Source organism: Mesorhizobium sp. M0217, assembly GCF_040321955.1.
Lineage (GTDB): Bacteria > Pseudomonadota > Alphaproteobacteria > Rhizobiales > Rhizobiaceae > Mesorhizobium.
Genome location: NZ_JAMYSN010000021.1, coordinates 64,785 through 79,391 on the forward strand (window position 1 = coordinate 64,785; position 14,607 = coordinate 79,391).

Genomic DNA, 14,607 nt, shown 5'->3' on the forward strand with positions numbered 1-14,607 from the left:
ATCGCGCCGGCCCTGCCTGGGGCAGCGCCTCGCCGGAACCCTAGGAACGAACGCATGTTGTCTTACGTTGCAAGGCGAACGATGGCGACGATACCGGTGATGGTGTTCGTCGCATTTTTCGTCTTCAGTCTTCTCTATATCGCCCCGGGAGATCCGGCAGCCATTATCGCTGGCGACCAGGCGACGCAGGAAGACATCGCTCGCATCAGAGAAAGCTTGGGGCTCGACCAGCCGTTCCTGATACGCTTCGGCGTATGGTTCGTGGGCCTGCTTCACGCCGATTTGGGAACCTCTATCTTCGCCAACCTCCCTGTCAGCACGATGATCATGCAACGGACCGGGCCGACTCTGTCGCTGATGTTCATCACGCTTGTTTTCGCGGTGCTCGTCGCGGTACCGCTGGGAGTCGTGGCCGCTTGGCGACAAGGCACGCTTGTCGATCGCATCGTTATGGGCGCTGCGGTGGTCGGCTTTTCGGTGCCCGTCTTCGTCGTCGGCTATGCCCTCTGTTATGTCCTGGCGTTGCATTTTCAAATACTGCCCGTCCAAGGATACGCCCCTCTCGAGAGAGGATTGTGGCCTTGGTTCAGATCGCTGATTCTGCCTTCCCTGACCTTATCCACGGGCTACATCGCGTTGATCGCACGCGTTACCCGCGCGGCGATGCTCGAAGTCCTGCAGCAAGACTACATACGCACGGCCAAGGCCAAGGGCGTCGGCCAGCGGATGATCCTTTTCGTTCATGCGCTGAAGAACGCGGCGATTCCGATCGTGACGGTGATTGGAATCGGGGTCGGGCTTTTGATCGGAGGAGCTGTCGTCACCGAGAGCGTGTTCGTCATCCCTGGCCTGGGCCGCCTTACGGTCGACGCCATCCTGCGACGCGACTATCCCGTTATCCAAGGCGTCGTCCTCCTCTTCAGTTTCTCTTATGTGATCGTCAACCTCCTGATCGACCTGCTTTACACCGTGTTCGATCCACGAGTGAAATACTAGGAATGCACGATGATCAGCAACATTGACGACGGCATACCCGCGGACTTTCTGCCGCCGGTAAAGGTGCGAACAGGTGTTCTCGGCTTCGCGCTCCGCAACCCAACCATCACGATCGGCGCAGCGCTCTTGATGTCGATTGCGGCCATCGCCGTCGCCGCTCCGATCCTATGGACGGTAGACCCGACGGCGCTCGCCCCCTCGCTCAGAACGCTCGCGCCCTCAGCCGAGCATTGGTTCGGAACGGATATGCTTGGCCGTGACGTTTATTCGCGCGTCATTTATGGCACCCGTGTTTCACTTGTCGTCGGGCTGGCCGTCGCCGTCGTCGCCTCCGTTTTAGGTTTATTGATCGGCCTAGTCTCGGGCTTCTTGCGAAGCGCCGATTCCATAATAATGCGCGTGATGGACGGTCTCATGTCCATCCCGCCCATTCTCCTGGCGATAGCTCTCATCGCTCTCATGCGCGGCTCCATCGTAAATGTGATCTTTGCCATTAGCGTCGCGGAGATACCACGGGTCGCTCGACTCGTGCGCGGAGTGGTTCTGTCATTGCGCGAACAGCCCTATGTCGACGCCGCAATCGTTTCGGGGACACATAGGGCGAAAATCATATTCCGCCACATTATGCCAAACACGCTGGCTCCGCTTCTGGTGCACGCAACATATGTCTGCGCCTCGGCGATGATCACCGAGGCTGTCCTTTCGTTCATCGGCGCCGGAACGCCACCGACCACGCCGTCTTGGGGCAACATCATGGCGGAGGGGCGTGCGCTCTGGCAGGTGAAGCCGTACATCGTGATGTTCCCGGCAGCTTTTCTTTCGGTCACGGTGCTTGCCATCAACATGCTTGGCGACGGTATGCGCGACGCGCTTGATCCGAGAATTGCAGGGAAAGTCTAACATGCGTTTGTTGGAAGTGTCGCGGTTGCAGACGCACTTCAGGTCTAGGGACGGCATCACTCGCGCGGTCGACGGCGTCTCATTCGGCGTTGACGCGGGGGAGACGCTCGCGATCGTTGGAGAATCCGGATCCGGAAAATCCGTCACCGCGATGTCCATTCTCGGCCTGATCGATGCGTCGTCCGGCGGGTCGCGCGGGTCGATCAAATTGATGGGCAGGGAATTGCTGGGACTGCCGGAGCGAGACATGCGCCGGATCCGTGGCAAGGACATGGCCATGATCTTTCAAGAACCGATGACGAGCCTTAACCCGGTTCTCTCGATCGGCTACCAGCTCTCCGAGTCGGTGCGGCTTCACGAGGGCCTGGGAAAGAAGGAAGCCGAGCGCCGCGCTATCGAGATGCTCGATGTCGTCGGAATCCCGGAAGCGCGGCGCCGCATCAACGAGTATCCGCATCAGCTGTCTGGCGGAATGCGTCAACGGGTAATGATTGCGATGGCCATCGCCTGCAGTCCGAAGCTCCTAATCGCCGATGAGCCTACGACCGCGCTTGACGTCACCATCCAGCTTCAGATCCTTAATCTGATGCGCGAGCTGAAACGCAAGGTCGGCGCCGCGGTCGTCATTATCACGCACGATTTGGGTGTGGTCGCTGAGATCGCGGACCGTGTAATGGTCATGTATGCGGGGCGTGTGGTCGAGGCGACGACAGCGACCGAACTTTTCGAGCGTCCTCTGCATCCGTACACGATCGGGTTGCTCGGATCGGTTCCGAAACTGGGTTCTTCCTTGGCGGGCGAATCAAGCCGTCTTGCCGACATTCCCGGCATGGTTCCGAGCCTGAAGCGCAGGATCGACTACTGCGCTTTCGCGTCGAGGTGCATTCGGGCGACGGAGATATGCCGCAATACCGTCCCCCCGCTAATCATGAAGGCGCCGGCGCATGAGGTCGCTTGCCATCATGCGGTGGTCGACGCAATGGAGCAGCCCATATGACGGTGCCGATACTTCAGGTCCTTGGGTTGAAGAAATACTACCCATTGTCCTCGTCACTTTTTTGGCGGACCAAGAGCTTCGTGCATGCAGTCGACGATGTGTCGTTTGACCTTCATCGGGGTGAAACCCTGTCGCTGGTTGGAGAGTCAGGCTGCGGAAAGTCCACGGTCGGACGCTCGATACTCGGTCTTTCCAGCCTGACTGCCGGACAAATCTTCCTGGACGGTACGCGTATCGACGCATTCAGCCAAAGCGCGTGGCGGCCGCTGCGCAGGCGCATGCAGTTCGTATTTCAGGACCCGTTCAGCTCATTGAACCCACGTATGCGCGTGCGGGACATTCTGGCCGAACCACTGCGCAATTTTTCACTTGCGACCAATGGCAGCGAGATCGACGCCAAGGTCGGTAAGCTGCTCGCGACGGTAAGCCTGCCGAAAGACGCCGGTTCCCGATGGCCGCACGAGTTCTCCGGCGGTCAGAGGCAGCGGATCGGTATCGCGCGCGCCCTGGCGACCAATCCCGACGTCATCGTATGCGACGAGGCGGTCAGCGCCCTCGACGTCTCGGTCAAGGCGCAGATCATCAACCTTCTTCAGGATCTCCAGGCTGAGCTGGGCGTCGCCCTGCTTTTCATCAGCCACGATCTCGCTGTGGTCGAGCACCTGACGCACCGCGTGGCTGTGATGTATCTCGGCAAGATCGTTGAACTCGGCTCCAAGCGTGACGTTTTCGCGGCCCCCAGGCATCCATACACGGAGGCGCTGATGTCGGCCGTTCCCGTGCCGAAAGTGGGCGACCAGAGGCGGCGAATCGTCCTGAACGGCGACATACCGAGCCCGATCAACCCTCCAACCGGGTGCTATTTCCACACTCGATGCCCGCACGCCTTCGATAGGTGCGTTCGGGTGGAGCCTGAGCTGAAAGAGGTGACGCCCGGACGCTTCGCCGCATGTCACCTGAACGATGAGCCACTTGTGGCGGGAGCCTCGTTGTAAAGACGCCGCAACATCGAAGTTCGCAACACCATATGGCCCCGTATCGATTCCTTTGTAGAGGAGACGCGAATGCCGGGTGGTGGCGCCGATTGTGCACTAGGGGAGTTCGGCGCTATCGGCTCTGAGGGTGGAGAGTGTGCAACCGAAGTGTCAGCAAATTCAGGATGGCTTCGCGGCGGCGTTCATACCGTCGAGATTTGAGTCCGGCTGGTCAACCGCGCGGATCCGCCAACTGCGTAAAGGAACTGATCTGGTGCTTCTGGCGGCATGACATGAGAGGAAGAACAGTGGGTAAGATTTGTGTAGAGACAGTCGTTGTTACGCCACTGGAGCAGAACTGCACGATTTTGTTCGATCAGGACACATTGGTAGGGGTGGTCATCGATCCCGGTGGTGAGGTGGATTCGATTGTTGAAACGTTGCGGAGACGACGTGTGCGCGCACAGGCGATCTGGCTGACTCACGGTCATGTCGATCACGCCGGAGGGGCGATGACGCTCAAAGATAGATTGAACGTCGACATAATCGGCCCGCACGTAGCGGACATTCCTTGGCTCTCCACGATCATCGAGCGCGCTGAATTTCACGGGATAGTGGATGGGGCTCGTAACTGCACACCTGATCGATTCCTTGAAGAGGGCGATATCGTGCAGTTCGGCGATCACCAGTTTCACGTTCTTCACTGCCCCGGTCATGCGCCCGGCCACATCGTCTTCATCAACAAGGCCGCGCGCGTCGCCCACTTGGGCGACGTCATGCTCTCCGGTTCGCTGGGACGCGCGGACCTTCCGTTTGGCGACCAGACTGCGCTGATACGCTCCGTAAAGGAGAAGCTTCTACCCTTGGGCGACGACATCCAGTTTACATGTGGCCACGGTCCAGGGAGTAGTTTCGGACGTGAGCGGTTAACCAATCGGGATCTTGTTTAGCCAAGGCATTTGCCCACTATCTGCTGAAAGCCTCACTCGAAACGCAGGACGTTAGTGTAGAGAAATAGGGCGGGCGTAGCGGTTAAGGTCGGGGAGAGAGGCTCCCGGCGTCCGTCGCGCTGCTCTTGGAACAGAGCCTGGAAGGTGCAATCCGATGTTTGTCGACGATCCTGCGGTTCGCTGACGGGGACGGGCTGCCCGACCTTACCCGCTGGTGAGGGCATCAATATCTTGATGCAACTTCAAGACTGCCGCCATGAGCTTGGTCGCTTTGTTGGAAGCGCGTCGATGGCGTCGGGATCGATACCCCATAGAGATCGCCCTTCCAGTCCTTGAAGGCGATGCCGACCGCCGCGTGAATCAATCCATCACCCCAAAGGAGTCTACGCATCTTCTGCTTTGCGGCTGGGCTGTGCGCTGGTTTTTACATCCTACTGCCGTGAACGGCGGATCATAACGCCAGATCTTCCGGGTGCGTGTGAATGCCTCCTCGACCGACCAAACACTGCACAATGGCTGCGGGCTCGCTGGGAAGCGCGGCTGCCCACCTCACCATCCGAATTGCGTTGCCGCGCGGTCAACGACCGCGCGAGCAATCGGCATTGAGGACGTCGCTGCCGGGGAGGGCGCGTTGCAGACATGCACGATCCGGGCCGTGGAGCGTATGATGAAGTCATGCTCGATCGTCCCATCGCTCATCACCGCTTGAGCGCGGATACCCGGACGGTAAGGCTCCAGGTCATCGATCTTCAGTTCGGGGCAGTACTGCCTGCAAAGCGCCAGATAGCGTCGTTTGCTCAACGAATTGGCCATTTCTGACAGACCCAAACCAAGATTGTTCTTAGCAAGCACACGGAACCCCCGGTACGAGAATATCTCGGCCACATCTTTGAAGTTGAAATCGCTGAACCGGTAGCCTTCGCGCGCGAAGGCGAGCACGGCGTTCGGACCCACGGTGACGTATCCGCCGATCATGCGCGTCAGGTGGACGCCGAGGAATGGCAGGGCAGGATCCGGTACGGGATATATCAGGTGGTTGACAATATCGTTTTTGTGAGAGCCGAGCCGGTAGTACTCGCCGCGAAATGGCACCAGCTGAAAATCCAGAGTCAGTCCACTGAGCTTGGCCAGGCGGTCAGCCATAATCCCGGCGCAGACGATCAGGTGACCTGCCTTGATTGTTCTCGGGCCCGCCTCGATCGTGACCCCGTTCGGCTCCTCCTTGATGGCCTCGACCTTCAGGCCCGTGAGGATTTCACCACCGCGTCGCACCAGTTCCGCGCCCATTTTTCGGGCGACTACGGCATAGTCAACGATGCCAGTGGTCGGCACGAATAGCGCCCCGAGGCCTGTTATCCTCGGCTCGCGCCGCGCAAGCTCCGTTGCATCGAGAACTTCGACATTCAACCCGTTCTCCTTGCTGCGTTCATGCAGAGCGGTCATGCGCGGGAGATCGTCCGGCTTTGTCGCCACGATCATCTTTCCGCATTGATCGAATGGTATGGAGTGCTCGCGGCAGAAAGCCATAGTTGCCTCGACCCCCTCCTTGCAGAACAACGCCTTTAGGCTGCCGGGCTTGTAGTACACTCCGGCATGAATGACGCCGCTGTTTCGCCCGGTTTGATGCTGGGCGAGGTCTGCCTCCTTTTCGATTATCGCAACTGAAAAACCAGGATAGCGGTCACTTATGCGCATTGCAGTCGCAACGCCAACAATGCCGCCGCCGATGATCACGACGTCATATGTGCTCATGGATTGGGTTCCGTCTATTTGGGAAAGTCAGTCGATCTGCAAATGGGAGACGAATTTGGGGTTCAGATAGCTTTCCAAAGCGTCGGCGCCGCCTTCGGTGCCGTAGCCCGAGTCATTGATGCCTCCGAACGGCACTTCTGGCAGCGCCAGCCCAGCATGATTGATCGACATCATGCCCGAAGCGATTTCATCGCCGATCCTGGCGGCGTTAGCTGCCGACCGGGTAAACCCGTATGCCGCCAGACCGAAATTCAGCCTGTTTGCTTCGACCATGATTTCGTCAATCGACCGCATCGGGACCATGAGCGCCAGGGGGCCAAATGGTTCGTCGTTCATGACGCGCGCCGATGTGGGCACATTGGAGAGTACCGTCGGCTGAAAGAAGAAGCCGGTATTGCCTATCCTTTCGCCTCCAGTCACCAATTCGGCTCCGTGCTGCACCGCGTCTTGAACGAAGATTTCTGTCGCTTCTACCCGCCGCGCGTTGGCCAGCGGACCCATGGCTGTCTCCGCGGCGAGCCCGTTGCCAACCCTGATCTTCCTGGCAGCGTCGCTGAATTTCGCCACGAACTCGTCATAGACAGGCTCCTCAACGAGGAAGCGTGTCGGTGCCACGCAGACCTGCCCCGCATTGCGGAATTTGGATGCGACCATCGTCGACGCGGCGCGTGACAAATCAGCGTCCTTGAGAACGATCACCGGTGCGTGGCCACCGAGTTCCATAGTCACACGCTTCATGTGCTGGCCGGCCAGAGACGCCAACTGCTTGCCGACGGGAGTCGATCCAGTGAACGATATCTTCCTGATCACCGGATGGGAAATAAGGTGCTGCGAAATTTCAGCTGGTGTTCCGTACAGGAGACCAATGACGCCGTCCGGCAAGCCGGCGTCGATGAACACACGTACCAGTTCGGCTGGCGCCGCAGGCGTTTCTTCGGCCGCTTTGATGATGATTGAACATCCTGTGGCCAAGGCGGCGGCAAGCTTCCTCGCAAGCTGGCTGACGGGGAAATTCCAGGGTGTGAATGCAGCAACCGGCCCAACCGGTTCCTTAATCACGAGTTGGCGAACGGCGCGAGAGCGGGCCGGAATAACACGCCCATAGGTGCGCCGCGCCTCCTCGGCGAACCAATCGATGATGTCGGCGGCACTCAGCGTCTCTGCCTTGGCTTCGGCGAACGGCTTTCCCTGTTCGAGCGTCAGGAGCCGCGCAACATCCCCGGACCGGGCTCTCAGCAGTTCGGCGGCTTGCCGCATCAACTTGGAACGATCGAAGGGCGAGGTCGCACGCCAAGTTTTAAAACCCTTGCTCGTGGCTTCTATCGCGGCTCCGAAATCAGCCTCTCCAGCATGGGCGAACACGCCCAGCACCTCGCCGGTGGCCGGGTTGACGACGGGAGAGGTACGGCCGTTGCTTGACTGACGCCAATCCCCATCGATACGCAAAAGCACGTCGGGATAGGCGATTTCGGTCGAAACTGAAGGCTTGGTCACGGGTATGTCCTCTTGGCTAATGGCGCCGCGGCCTTTGATTGGTTGGCATGGCACCCCGAATTTTGAGTATTCAGCACGAGACGAGACCCCAATCGTTTTACCAGTAGCGAGGCCGCCTTCGGTTTTGCCAGGGCGCGCAGGCGCGGCGATCCGTCAGTTGGAAGAGGCCGCATGCCCATGCCAGCTGCGGCGTGGCGAGGTCGACCAAGAAAGGTCTGCGATACGTGGCGGGTCGGGTCTCGTCGACCATCAGGTGAGCTCTCCATCACCCGAACTTCCCGACTAGCGCGCCAGGTACGTCCATCCGGCAAGAGATCAGGGTTCCCAGGTCCGGTTTGCCGTTGCGGGCTGTCGAGAGCGACGTTATGAACAAGGTTCGAAGATCGCGGCCCCCAAAGCACGGCATCGTTGGCGCATCTGTGGGCACCGGCATCGAGGCCAAGATGCCGCCGGCCGGTGAAATCTTGTTGATGCGGCCTGCCGTTACTCCGGCGCTCCAATAGAAGCCATCGACATCGACCGCGGCCCCATCGGCCAGACCCTCTTCCTCACTGGGCGTGACCAGCACCCGCATTCGGGACATCTGGCCGCTGGTGGGATCGAAATCATATGCAGAGACCGAACCTCTCGAGTCCGCGTGGTACATCGTTGTGCCATCAGGACTCCAAGCCAAACCATTCGACACATTGATCCCGCCCAACATCCGAGTACACCGGCCGTCCGGCGTGATCCTGTAAAGCGACGCGGTGGGCAAGCGGGGAACGGAATCGTGCATGCTGCCCACCCAAAAGCAGCCGTCCGGACCGACTTTGCCGTCGTTGAGCCGATTGATCGAGACATTCGGCTCAGGGTGAACGAGGAACTCGAGCGATCGCGACGCCGGGTCATAAAGGTGCACGCCGCTCCGAAGCGCGACGATCAATCGTCCACCCTGCGCCAGGCCGACGCTGCCGACCGGCGCGGGCATCGGATGAACGGTCAATTGTCCCGAAGCTGGATCGAGTTGATAGAGCGCCGGCGCCAAGATGTCGACGAACCAAAGTATCTGCCGGTCGTCGTCCCAGACAGGACTTTCCCCGAGGGCAAGTTCGAAGGAAACATGTCGCGTGAAAGACTGGGGCGAATCCAAGTGCAAACGATACTCTCCTTCAGCCCTGCCGGCGGCGACCAGGAAGTGCAAAAATCGGCGCTTCTAGAATTTTATATCAGCCAACGCATATTTGATATAGCAAATTTCGGACTTGTCGAGCCGATTTTGTCCTGCGGCAGATGAAATATGAGACGCAAACATCAAATTGCCACGGCTATCCGCCCGCCCGTGAGGACGTAGGCGCTGCCGAAAACGCGCTTGCCACTCTAACCGGGAGTACGGAAGAGTTCAAAATGGAAGCTGGGCCCCGGGATTCCGAGGGGAAATAATGTTCTATTTCTCCGCGATTGTGACTGCCAGGCTCACAATGAGAGGAATGGCTTTGAGCTAATTTTCCAAACATTAGCTTTGACCGATTTGAAATATCGTATATGGTCGATCAATTGCGGAAACAGCATGAGGGACGCGGCTGCCGTGAGCGATTTATTGCACCTGAAGGACATCAGTATGCATTTCGGCGCTGTCATGGCGCTGGATCGAGTGGATATTTCCGTCGGTCGAGGCGAGGTGCTGGCCCTTCTGGGTGATAACGGCGCAGGCAAGTCGACGTTGATCAAAGTAATCTCTGGCGGACTGAAGCCGTCAGGCGGCAAGATCTTCTTCGAAGGCGAGGAGCGTGTCTTCGAGTCTCCTCATGACGCGAAGCAGATGGGCATCGAGACCGTCTATCAAGACCTCTCCGTTTGCCTGAATGCCGACGTTGTCGCGAATTTCTTCATGGGACGCGAACTCACTCGGCGATTTTTTGGCATCCCGGTTCTTCGGGAGGGCGAGATGAAGGCAATCACTGAGAAAGTGCTGAGTGCAGGAGGTACGCGCATCCGCTCTGTACTAATTAATGCAGAGCATCTCTCGGGAGGCCAACGTCAAGCGATCGAACTTAACCGCTTTGTCCACTGGGGTGGAAAGCTCGTCGTGCTAGACGAGCCATTTGCCGCGTTGGGCGTGGAGCAAGTGCGGCGGGGCTTGGAAACAATCGCGCATGTGCGCGATCAGGGTATCACGGTGATCATCGTCACCCACAATATGACCCATGCCTTCGAGATCGCGGATCGCATCGTTGTCATGCATCAGGGGCGGGTTGCAGGAAACGTGCCGACTGCCCAGACAACTCATGAGGATGTCATTCGAATGATTACCGGAGATGCGGCTCGCCGATCCGCATCCTGATCGTTTGTCCTCGGCAATAAGAAGACAGGGAGCGCAGCAATGAATTTTTCGAGAAGACAGATAGGCGGGCTAGCCTTGGGAGCCATGGCCGGATTGGCGTCCAGCCGCGTGGCCGCTGCCGGTAAAGGAAAGGTGTACTTCCTAATTCCTGATTCGGGCGGCCCGTTCTATCCGGCGTCCGCAAAGGTCGAGGCCGCCTTTCTTAAGCAGATCGGCTACGAAATGATCACCTTGGATGGCGGCAATAAGTCCGATCTGCAGCTGAACCAGATAGACAACATTATCAACCTAAATCCAACGGCGATCGTCCTCGCCGCCGTTGACTACGACGCAGCCCTGCCTGGCGTCGAGAAGGCTAGGGCCGCCGGAATTCCGGTGATCGCATTTGATCGCGAGATCAAGGGCACCAAGCTCGATTTTACCTCTGTGGCCGGCACGATTGAGATCGGCCGCATTGCTGGCGATGAGGCGATCCGGCTTCTCAAGGAGCGGAAGGGTTCGCTCAAAGGCAAAGTGCTGCAAATCATGGGAGATCCCGGCGACTCGTACGTGGTGGGCCTGGCAAAGGGTTTCGGCGAGAAGTTGGCGGGCCTTTCCGACGTGACGCTTATCACCAAGCCGACGCCGCAGTGGGAACCAACCAACGCCGGCAGCACGACGCAGAACCAGCTGCAGGCTAACCCAGATATCGATGTCATTTTCTATCACTCGGGGTATCTAGCGTCCGCAGTTCAAGGAGCGCTCGAAGCGGCCGGAAAGAAGCCAGGCGAGGTCATGTGCCTGGATGGAGACGGCGACCCCGGTGGATTGGCTCAGATTCGTGCCGGCTGGCAGCAAGCGTCGGTTGCGCAGCCCATGTATGCGCAAGCGTTGGCCGTGGCTGAGGTGATGGACAAGCTTGTCAACAAACAGCCTCTCAACGTCGGCACTTATCAGGTTCTTGGCCTTGACGCTGCGCTGACGATCGAGCCATGGGGTCCCTATTTCAAGATCCCCGGAAAGGTCGTGACAAAGGAAAACGTTGACGATCCGGCCGTTTGGGGAAATGGCAAGATCCCGGACGTCAAGGTCACTCCAATCGGTTGACGTTTTGATTTGACCCCCTGGGGACCGAGCACGCTCGCTCGGCCTCAGGCTTGCTTTCGAGGCAGCCATGACAAGTTTAAGTGACCAGGAAACCGTTCGCCCTCGGCAGATAGGGCTGGGAATGAAGCGGACGCTTATCGAAGCCGCACTCGAGAACATCGTATGGCTGATCCTGCTGACCATTCTTGCGGTGTTTTGTGTCGCAATTCCTGGTTATGCCCAATTCGGCATCTTCTTCAATATCATCGAGCAGGCCACGTTTGTCGGCATCCTCGCGGTCGGCCTATCGATCACGATCATCGCTGGCCAAATGGATCTGTCGATCGAGTCGACCATGGCTCTTGCCGCCATGGTTACCGCGACCTTGGTTAGCACCGGCCCGCTAGGATGGGGAGGGGGGCAAGGCCCAGGTTGGCTGATCATCCCGGGGACGCTAGCGGTTGCTCTTGGCTTGGGTGTTGCCATCGGCCTCGCCAACGCCCTCCTGGTTATTAAGCTGAAGATCAATGCGTTCATTGCGACGCTCGCGACATATATCTTCCTTCGCGGGGCCGTCGTAGCGTTCAATGGCGGTTCGGCTGTGTTTGGATTGCCCGCTTCACTGAGATCGATCGCCCTAGTCAAGTTGGCGGGAATACCCCTCTTTGCCTGGCTGACAGTCACCATTTTCTTGGTATTTTCATTCGTCCTGAAGAAGACGCCGTTTGGCCGCTACCTCTACCTTGTGGGCGGCAATCCCATCCCGCCATTCCGGGCCGGAATCGCTGTAGAAAAGATCGCTGCATGGAGCTTCGTGCTATCGGCTGCACTCGCAGCTTTTGCCGGATGGTTGCTCGCAGCTCGGACATCCGGGGCGACCCCGAACCTTGGCATTGGGATGCTGTTCGAAGCGTTTGCAGCGGTGGTCATCGGTGGAGTGAGCCTAAAGGGTGGCATCGGCAGATTGTCCGGAGTCTTTGCCGGCGTGCTTCTACTGAGTGCAATCAGAACTGCGATCAACCTCCTTTCGATGCCGCCACACTACACTCAGATGATTCAAGGCGCTCTGGTTCTCGCAGCAATGTTGCTGGATGCCCTGAAGACGACAATCCGGAAGCGGTACCTATAAGCAGAATTGGCTGCGTGTCGGTTCGTTGAGACGAGGAGGGCACTGTCTGTCATCGACAGCGCTGGAGCGTTTCATTGGTCCTTCACAGCAAAGAGGACCGGGAGCCCCATCGGCCAGACTAGCGAGGCATCTACCTCGCACGCTACTGAGTTTAGTTGTTTCCTTGGAGAGGATGCGGCAGATCCGCTCTGACCCCTGCCGCGCGGAGAAAATCAGTGGCGCACCTGTGCCAGGGCAGAGGGTGAGCCAGCGTCGGACGTGCGGTGTTTCGCAGCACGGTCCGCAGCCAGCTGTGAGCGACCCGTTGGCCTCGTAGCCAGCGTCGAAGGCAACGAAATGTCTGACAAGCTTTGACTGCGATTTCCAAACGGAGTGCGACAATGAAGTTGCTGGACTTTAATGAAGCCACGGACCTCGAGCTTGATGGGAGCGTACGAGGCGTTCCGCCCGGGGTCGTGATATCGAGCGGAAAGCTCAGCGTGATGAATTGGTCGCCGCACGACGGCAGCATGACACTGCCCGTGCTGACGTTGGACGAGGAAGCGCTGTTGTCCAATGCCACCAATTTCCTGCAGTTCGCCGAGAATGAGAAAGTGCTCCTGGCGCCTCACGCCAAGACGCCCATGATGCCAGGCTTAGCGGCCTCGCTCGTCACCGCCGGCGCTTGGGGAGCGACCGTGGCCAATGTTCAGCAGCTGTCTGCACTGATGGCTGCAGGCGTGAAGCGCGTCATTTACGGAAGCCCCCCAGGTGGAATGACCGGCTGTACTCACCTGGCCGCAGCCCTGGCGCTCTTTCCGGACGTCGACGCGTATGTCTTCCTGGATTCGGTCCAAACCGTAAGGGCTCTGCACCAAGCCCTTCGCAAGAGAGGTGGGGCCAAAACCTTTGGGTTGATCGAGGTCGGGTTTGGACGGACCGGCGCCAGAGACATCGGTACCGCCATGGCCATCCGGGACGCAATCATCGCCACGAATGGCGCGATCAAACTGGCAGGCGTTGCCACCTACGAAGCCGGCGCTGCGGCCGGAAGCGGTGTCGACAATCAGATCGTATTTCGTCAGCTTTTTCGGCTGGTTGCTGACGCGCATCGTTCGGCCAGAGAAGCCGTACCTTTGGGCGAGCACTTGATTATTACCGCAGGCGGCTCGAGCTATTTCGACGAGGTGATCGACGCTCTGCGGCCAGTGGCGGAAACTCAAGGCCCAACCTCACTGGTGCTGCGCTCCGGAGCCATCTTCTTTTCTGACGACGGAATGCAGCAGCGGGCTCTCGCGGCAATAGCAGCAAGAAGTCGCTATGGATCGATAGGAAATGCGATCAGGCCGGTGTTGTCACTTTGGGCGGAAGTCGTATCTCGGCCAGAACAGGGTCTTGCCATAGCAGGGTTCGGAAGGCGCGACGCGCCAACCGACCAAGGGGTCCCGATCGTGCGGCGAATCTACCGTGATGGCGTCAAGATTACCTCAGCAGATGCCCAACTGCCGGTCGTCGCGAAGCTGAACGACCAACACGCCTTCATTTCCGGACCAGGCGTTGAAGGCCTCTTGGTGGGAGACATCCTTCAACTTGGCATTTCGCACCCCTGTACGGCGCTCCAGTGTTGGAGCGTCGTGTACGGCACCGACGATCAGTATCGGATCCAATCCGCGTTTAAAACCCATTTTGGCTAAGGAAAAGACCGAGAATGATCAGAGCTGGCGGCGGAGGACATGGGAGCGATCCTCGACTGGAAAATCGGCCACCGGCATCGTTCAACGCCGGAGTCGGTATCCAAGAATTGTCGCCATTTCATCGCGCTCCACAGGCCCACGATGCTGAATTGATGCATTCCTTGACGCCCACCTCGGGGGCATGCCGTTCGTCGACTCCGACGCCGCACCCGCCCATGGCTGGCCGTCAACGCTCAGTGGGCGCTCATTGAATCCGCAGACCTGCACCGTGTACCTGATCCGGCATCGGGACTGCTCGAAATATGTTGCGGCTGACTGCTGCATGTGGATGATCACAGGCTCCGACAGTGAATCCTG

At 58.8% G+C, this 14,607-nt stretch carries 12 protein-coding genes; 9 read left to right on the forward strand and 3 right to left on the reverse strand.

Annotation, left to right across the window (positions count from 1 at the left end):
* Positions 1 to 54: 54 nt before the first annotated feature.
* The 5 genes from NKJ18_RS25540 to NKJ18_RS25560 all read left to right on the forward strand — a co-directional run bounded on the left by NKJ18_RS25540 (position 55) and on the right by NKJ18_RS25560 (position 4,817).
* Positions 55 to 996 (forward strand): ABC transporter permease, encoded by a 942-nt coding sequence (locus NKJ18_RS25540; RefSeq protein WP_352760250.1) that lies wholly within the window; start codon positions 55 to 57, stop codon positions 994 to 996.
* Positions 997 to 1,005: 9 nt separating this feature from the next.
* A complete protein-coding gene (locus tag NKJ18_RS25545) occupies positions 1,006 to 1,896 on the forward strand; it encodes an ABC transporter permease (protein WP_352760252.1) in 891 nt (296 codons plus the stop codon).
* Position 1,897: 1 nt separating this feature from the next.
* A complete protein-coding gene (locus NKJ18_RS25550) occupies positions 1,898 to 2,893 on the forward strand; it encodes an ABC transporter ATP-binding protein (protein ID WP_352760255.1) in 996 nt (331 codons plus the stop codon).
* Positions 2,890 to 3,888 (forward strand): ABC transporter ATP-binding protein, encoded by a 999-nt coding sequence (locus tag NKJ18_RS25555; RefSeq protein WP_352760257.1) that lies wholly within the window; start codon positions 2,890 to 2,892, stop codon positions 3,886 to 3,888. The genes NKJ18_RS25550 and NKJ18_RS25555 overlap by 4 nt, the downstream gene beginning before the upstream one ends.
* Before the next feature lie 287 nt (positions 3,889 to 4,175).
* Positions 4,176 to 4,817, forward strand: a complete 642-nt coding sequence (locus NKJ18_RS25560) for an MBL fold metallo-hydrolase (protein ID WP_352760258.1) — start codon at positions 4,176 to 4,178, stop codon at positions 4,815 to 4,817.
* Positions 4,818 to 5,366: 549 nt separating this feature from the next.
* Here NKJ18_RS25560 and lhgD read toward each other — a convergent pair.
* The 3 genes from lhgD to NKJ18_RS25575 form a co-directional block, all read right to left on the reverse strand.
* Positions 5,367 to 6,569: an L-2-hydroxyglutarate dehydrogenase gene (gene lhgD / locus NKJ18_RS25565; RefSeq protein ID WP_352760260.1), complete on the reverse strand. Its 1,203-nt coding sequence runs from the start codon at positions 6,567 to 6,569 to the stop codon at positions 5,367 to 5,369.
* A gap of 27 nt (positions 6,570 to 6,596) precedes the next feature.
* Positions 6,597 to 8,063 (reverse strand): NAD-dependent succinate-semialdehyde dehydrogenase, encoded by a 1,467-nt coding sequence (locus NKJ18_RS25570; protein ID WP_352760263.1) that lies wholly within the window; start codon positions 8,061 to 8,063, stop codon positions 6,597 to 6,599.
* A gap of 265 nt (positions 8,064 to 8,328) precedes the next feature.
* Positions 8,329 to 9,198, reverse strand: a complete 870-nt coding sequence (locus NKJ18_RS25575) for an SMP-30/gluconolactonase/LRE family protein (protein ID WP_352760324.1) — start codon at positions 9,196 to 9,198, stop codon at positions 8,329 to 8,331.
* 411 nt (positions 9,199 to 9,609) lie between these two features.
* Between NKJ18_RS25575 and NKJ18_RS25580 the strand changes: the two genes are divergently transcribed.
* The 4 genes from NKJ18_RS25580 (at position 9,610) to NKJ18_RS25595 (ending at position 14,250) form a co-directional block, all read left to right on the forward strand.
* On the forward strand, positions 9,610 to 10,383 hold the full coding sequence (locus tag NKJ18_RS25580) for an ATP-binding cassette domain-containing protein (protein WP_352760264.1): 774 nt from the start codon (positions 9,610 to 9,612) through the stop codon (positions 10,381 to 10,383).
* A gap of 39 nt (positions 10,384 to 10,422) precedes the next feature.
* On the forward strand, positions 10,423 to 11,469 hold the full coding sequence (locus NKJ18_RS25585; RefSeq protein ID WP_352760266.1) for a sugar ABC transporter substrate-binding protein: 1,047 nt from the start codon (positions 10,423 to 10,425) through the stop codon (positions 11,467 to 11,469).
* A gap of 67 nt (positions 11,470 to 11,536) precedes the next feature.
* Positions 11,537 to 12,577 carry an ABC transporter permease gene (locus NKJ18_RS25590; protein ID WP_352760268.1) on the forward strand — a complete coding sequence of 347 codons (1,041 nt, stop codon included), beginning with the start codon at positions 11,537 to 11,539 and terminating at the stop codon, positions 12,575 to 12,577.
* 380 nt (positions 12,578 to 12,957) lie between these two features.
* Complete coding sequence (locus tag NKJ18_RS25595; RefSeq protein WP_352760270.1) at positions 12,958 to 14,250, forward strand: alanine racemase; 1,293 nt, start codon at positions 12,958 to 12,960, stop codon at positions 14,248 to 14,250.
* The last annotated feature ends 357 nt before the right edge of the window (positions 14,251 to 14,607 follow it).

Excerpts from the sequence above, each read along its gene's own strand:
- NKJ18_RS25545 (WP_352760252.1), top strand. The coding sequence starts at position 1,006 with ATGATCAGCAACATTGACGACGGCATACCCGCGGACTTTCTGCCGCCG.
- NKJ18_RS25580 (WP_352760264.1), top strand. The coding sequence starts at position 9,610 with ATGAGGGACGCGGCTGCCGTGAGCGATTTATTGCACCTGAAGGACATC.
- NKJ18_RS25550 (WP_352760255.1), top strand. The coding sequence starts at position 1,898 with ATGCGTTTGTTGGAAGTGTCGCGGTTGCAGACGCACTTCAGGTCTAGG.
- NKJ18_RS25555 (WP_352760257.1), top strand. The coding sequence starts at position 2,890 with ATGACGGTGCCGATACTTCAGGTCCTTGGGTTGAAGAAATACTACCCA.
- NKJ18_RS25590 (WP_352760268.1), top strand. The coding sequence starts at position 11,537 with ATGACAAGTTTAAGTGACCAGGAAACCGTTCGCCCTCGGCAGATAGGG.
- NKJ18_RS25540 (WP_352760250.1), top strand. The coding sequence starts at position 55 with ATGTTGTCTTACGTTGCAAGGCGAACGATGGCGACGATACCGGTGATG.
- NKJ18_RS25595 (WP_352760270.1), top strand. The coding sequence starts at position 12,958 with ATGAAGTTGCTGGACTTTAATGAAGCCACGGACCTCGAGCTTGATGGG.
- NKJ18_RS25585 (WP_352760266.1), top strand. The coding sequence starts at position 10,423 with ATGAATTTTTCGAGAAGACAGATAGGCGGGCTAGCCTTGGGAGCCATG.
- lhgD (WP_352760260.1), bottom strand. The coding sequence starts at position 6,569 with ATGAGCACATATGACGTCGTGATCATCGGCGGCGGCATTGTTGGCGTT.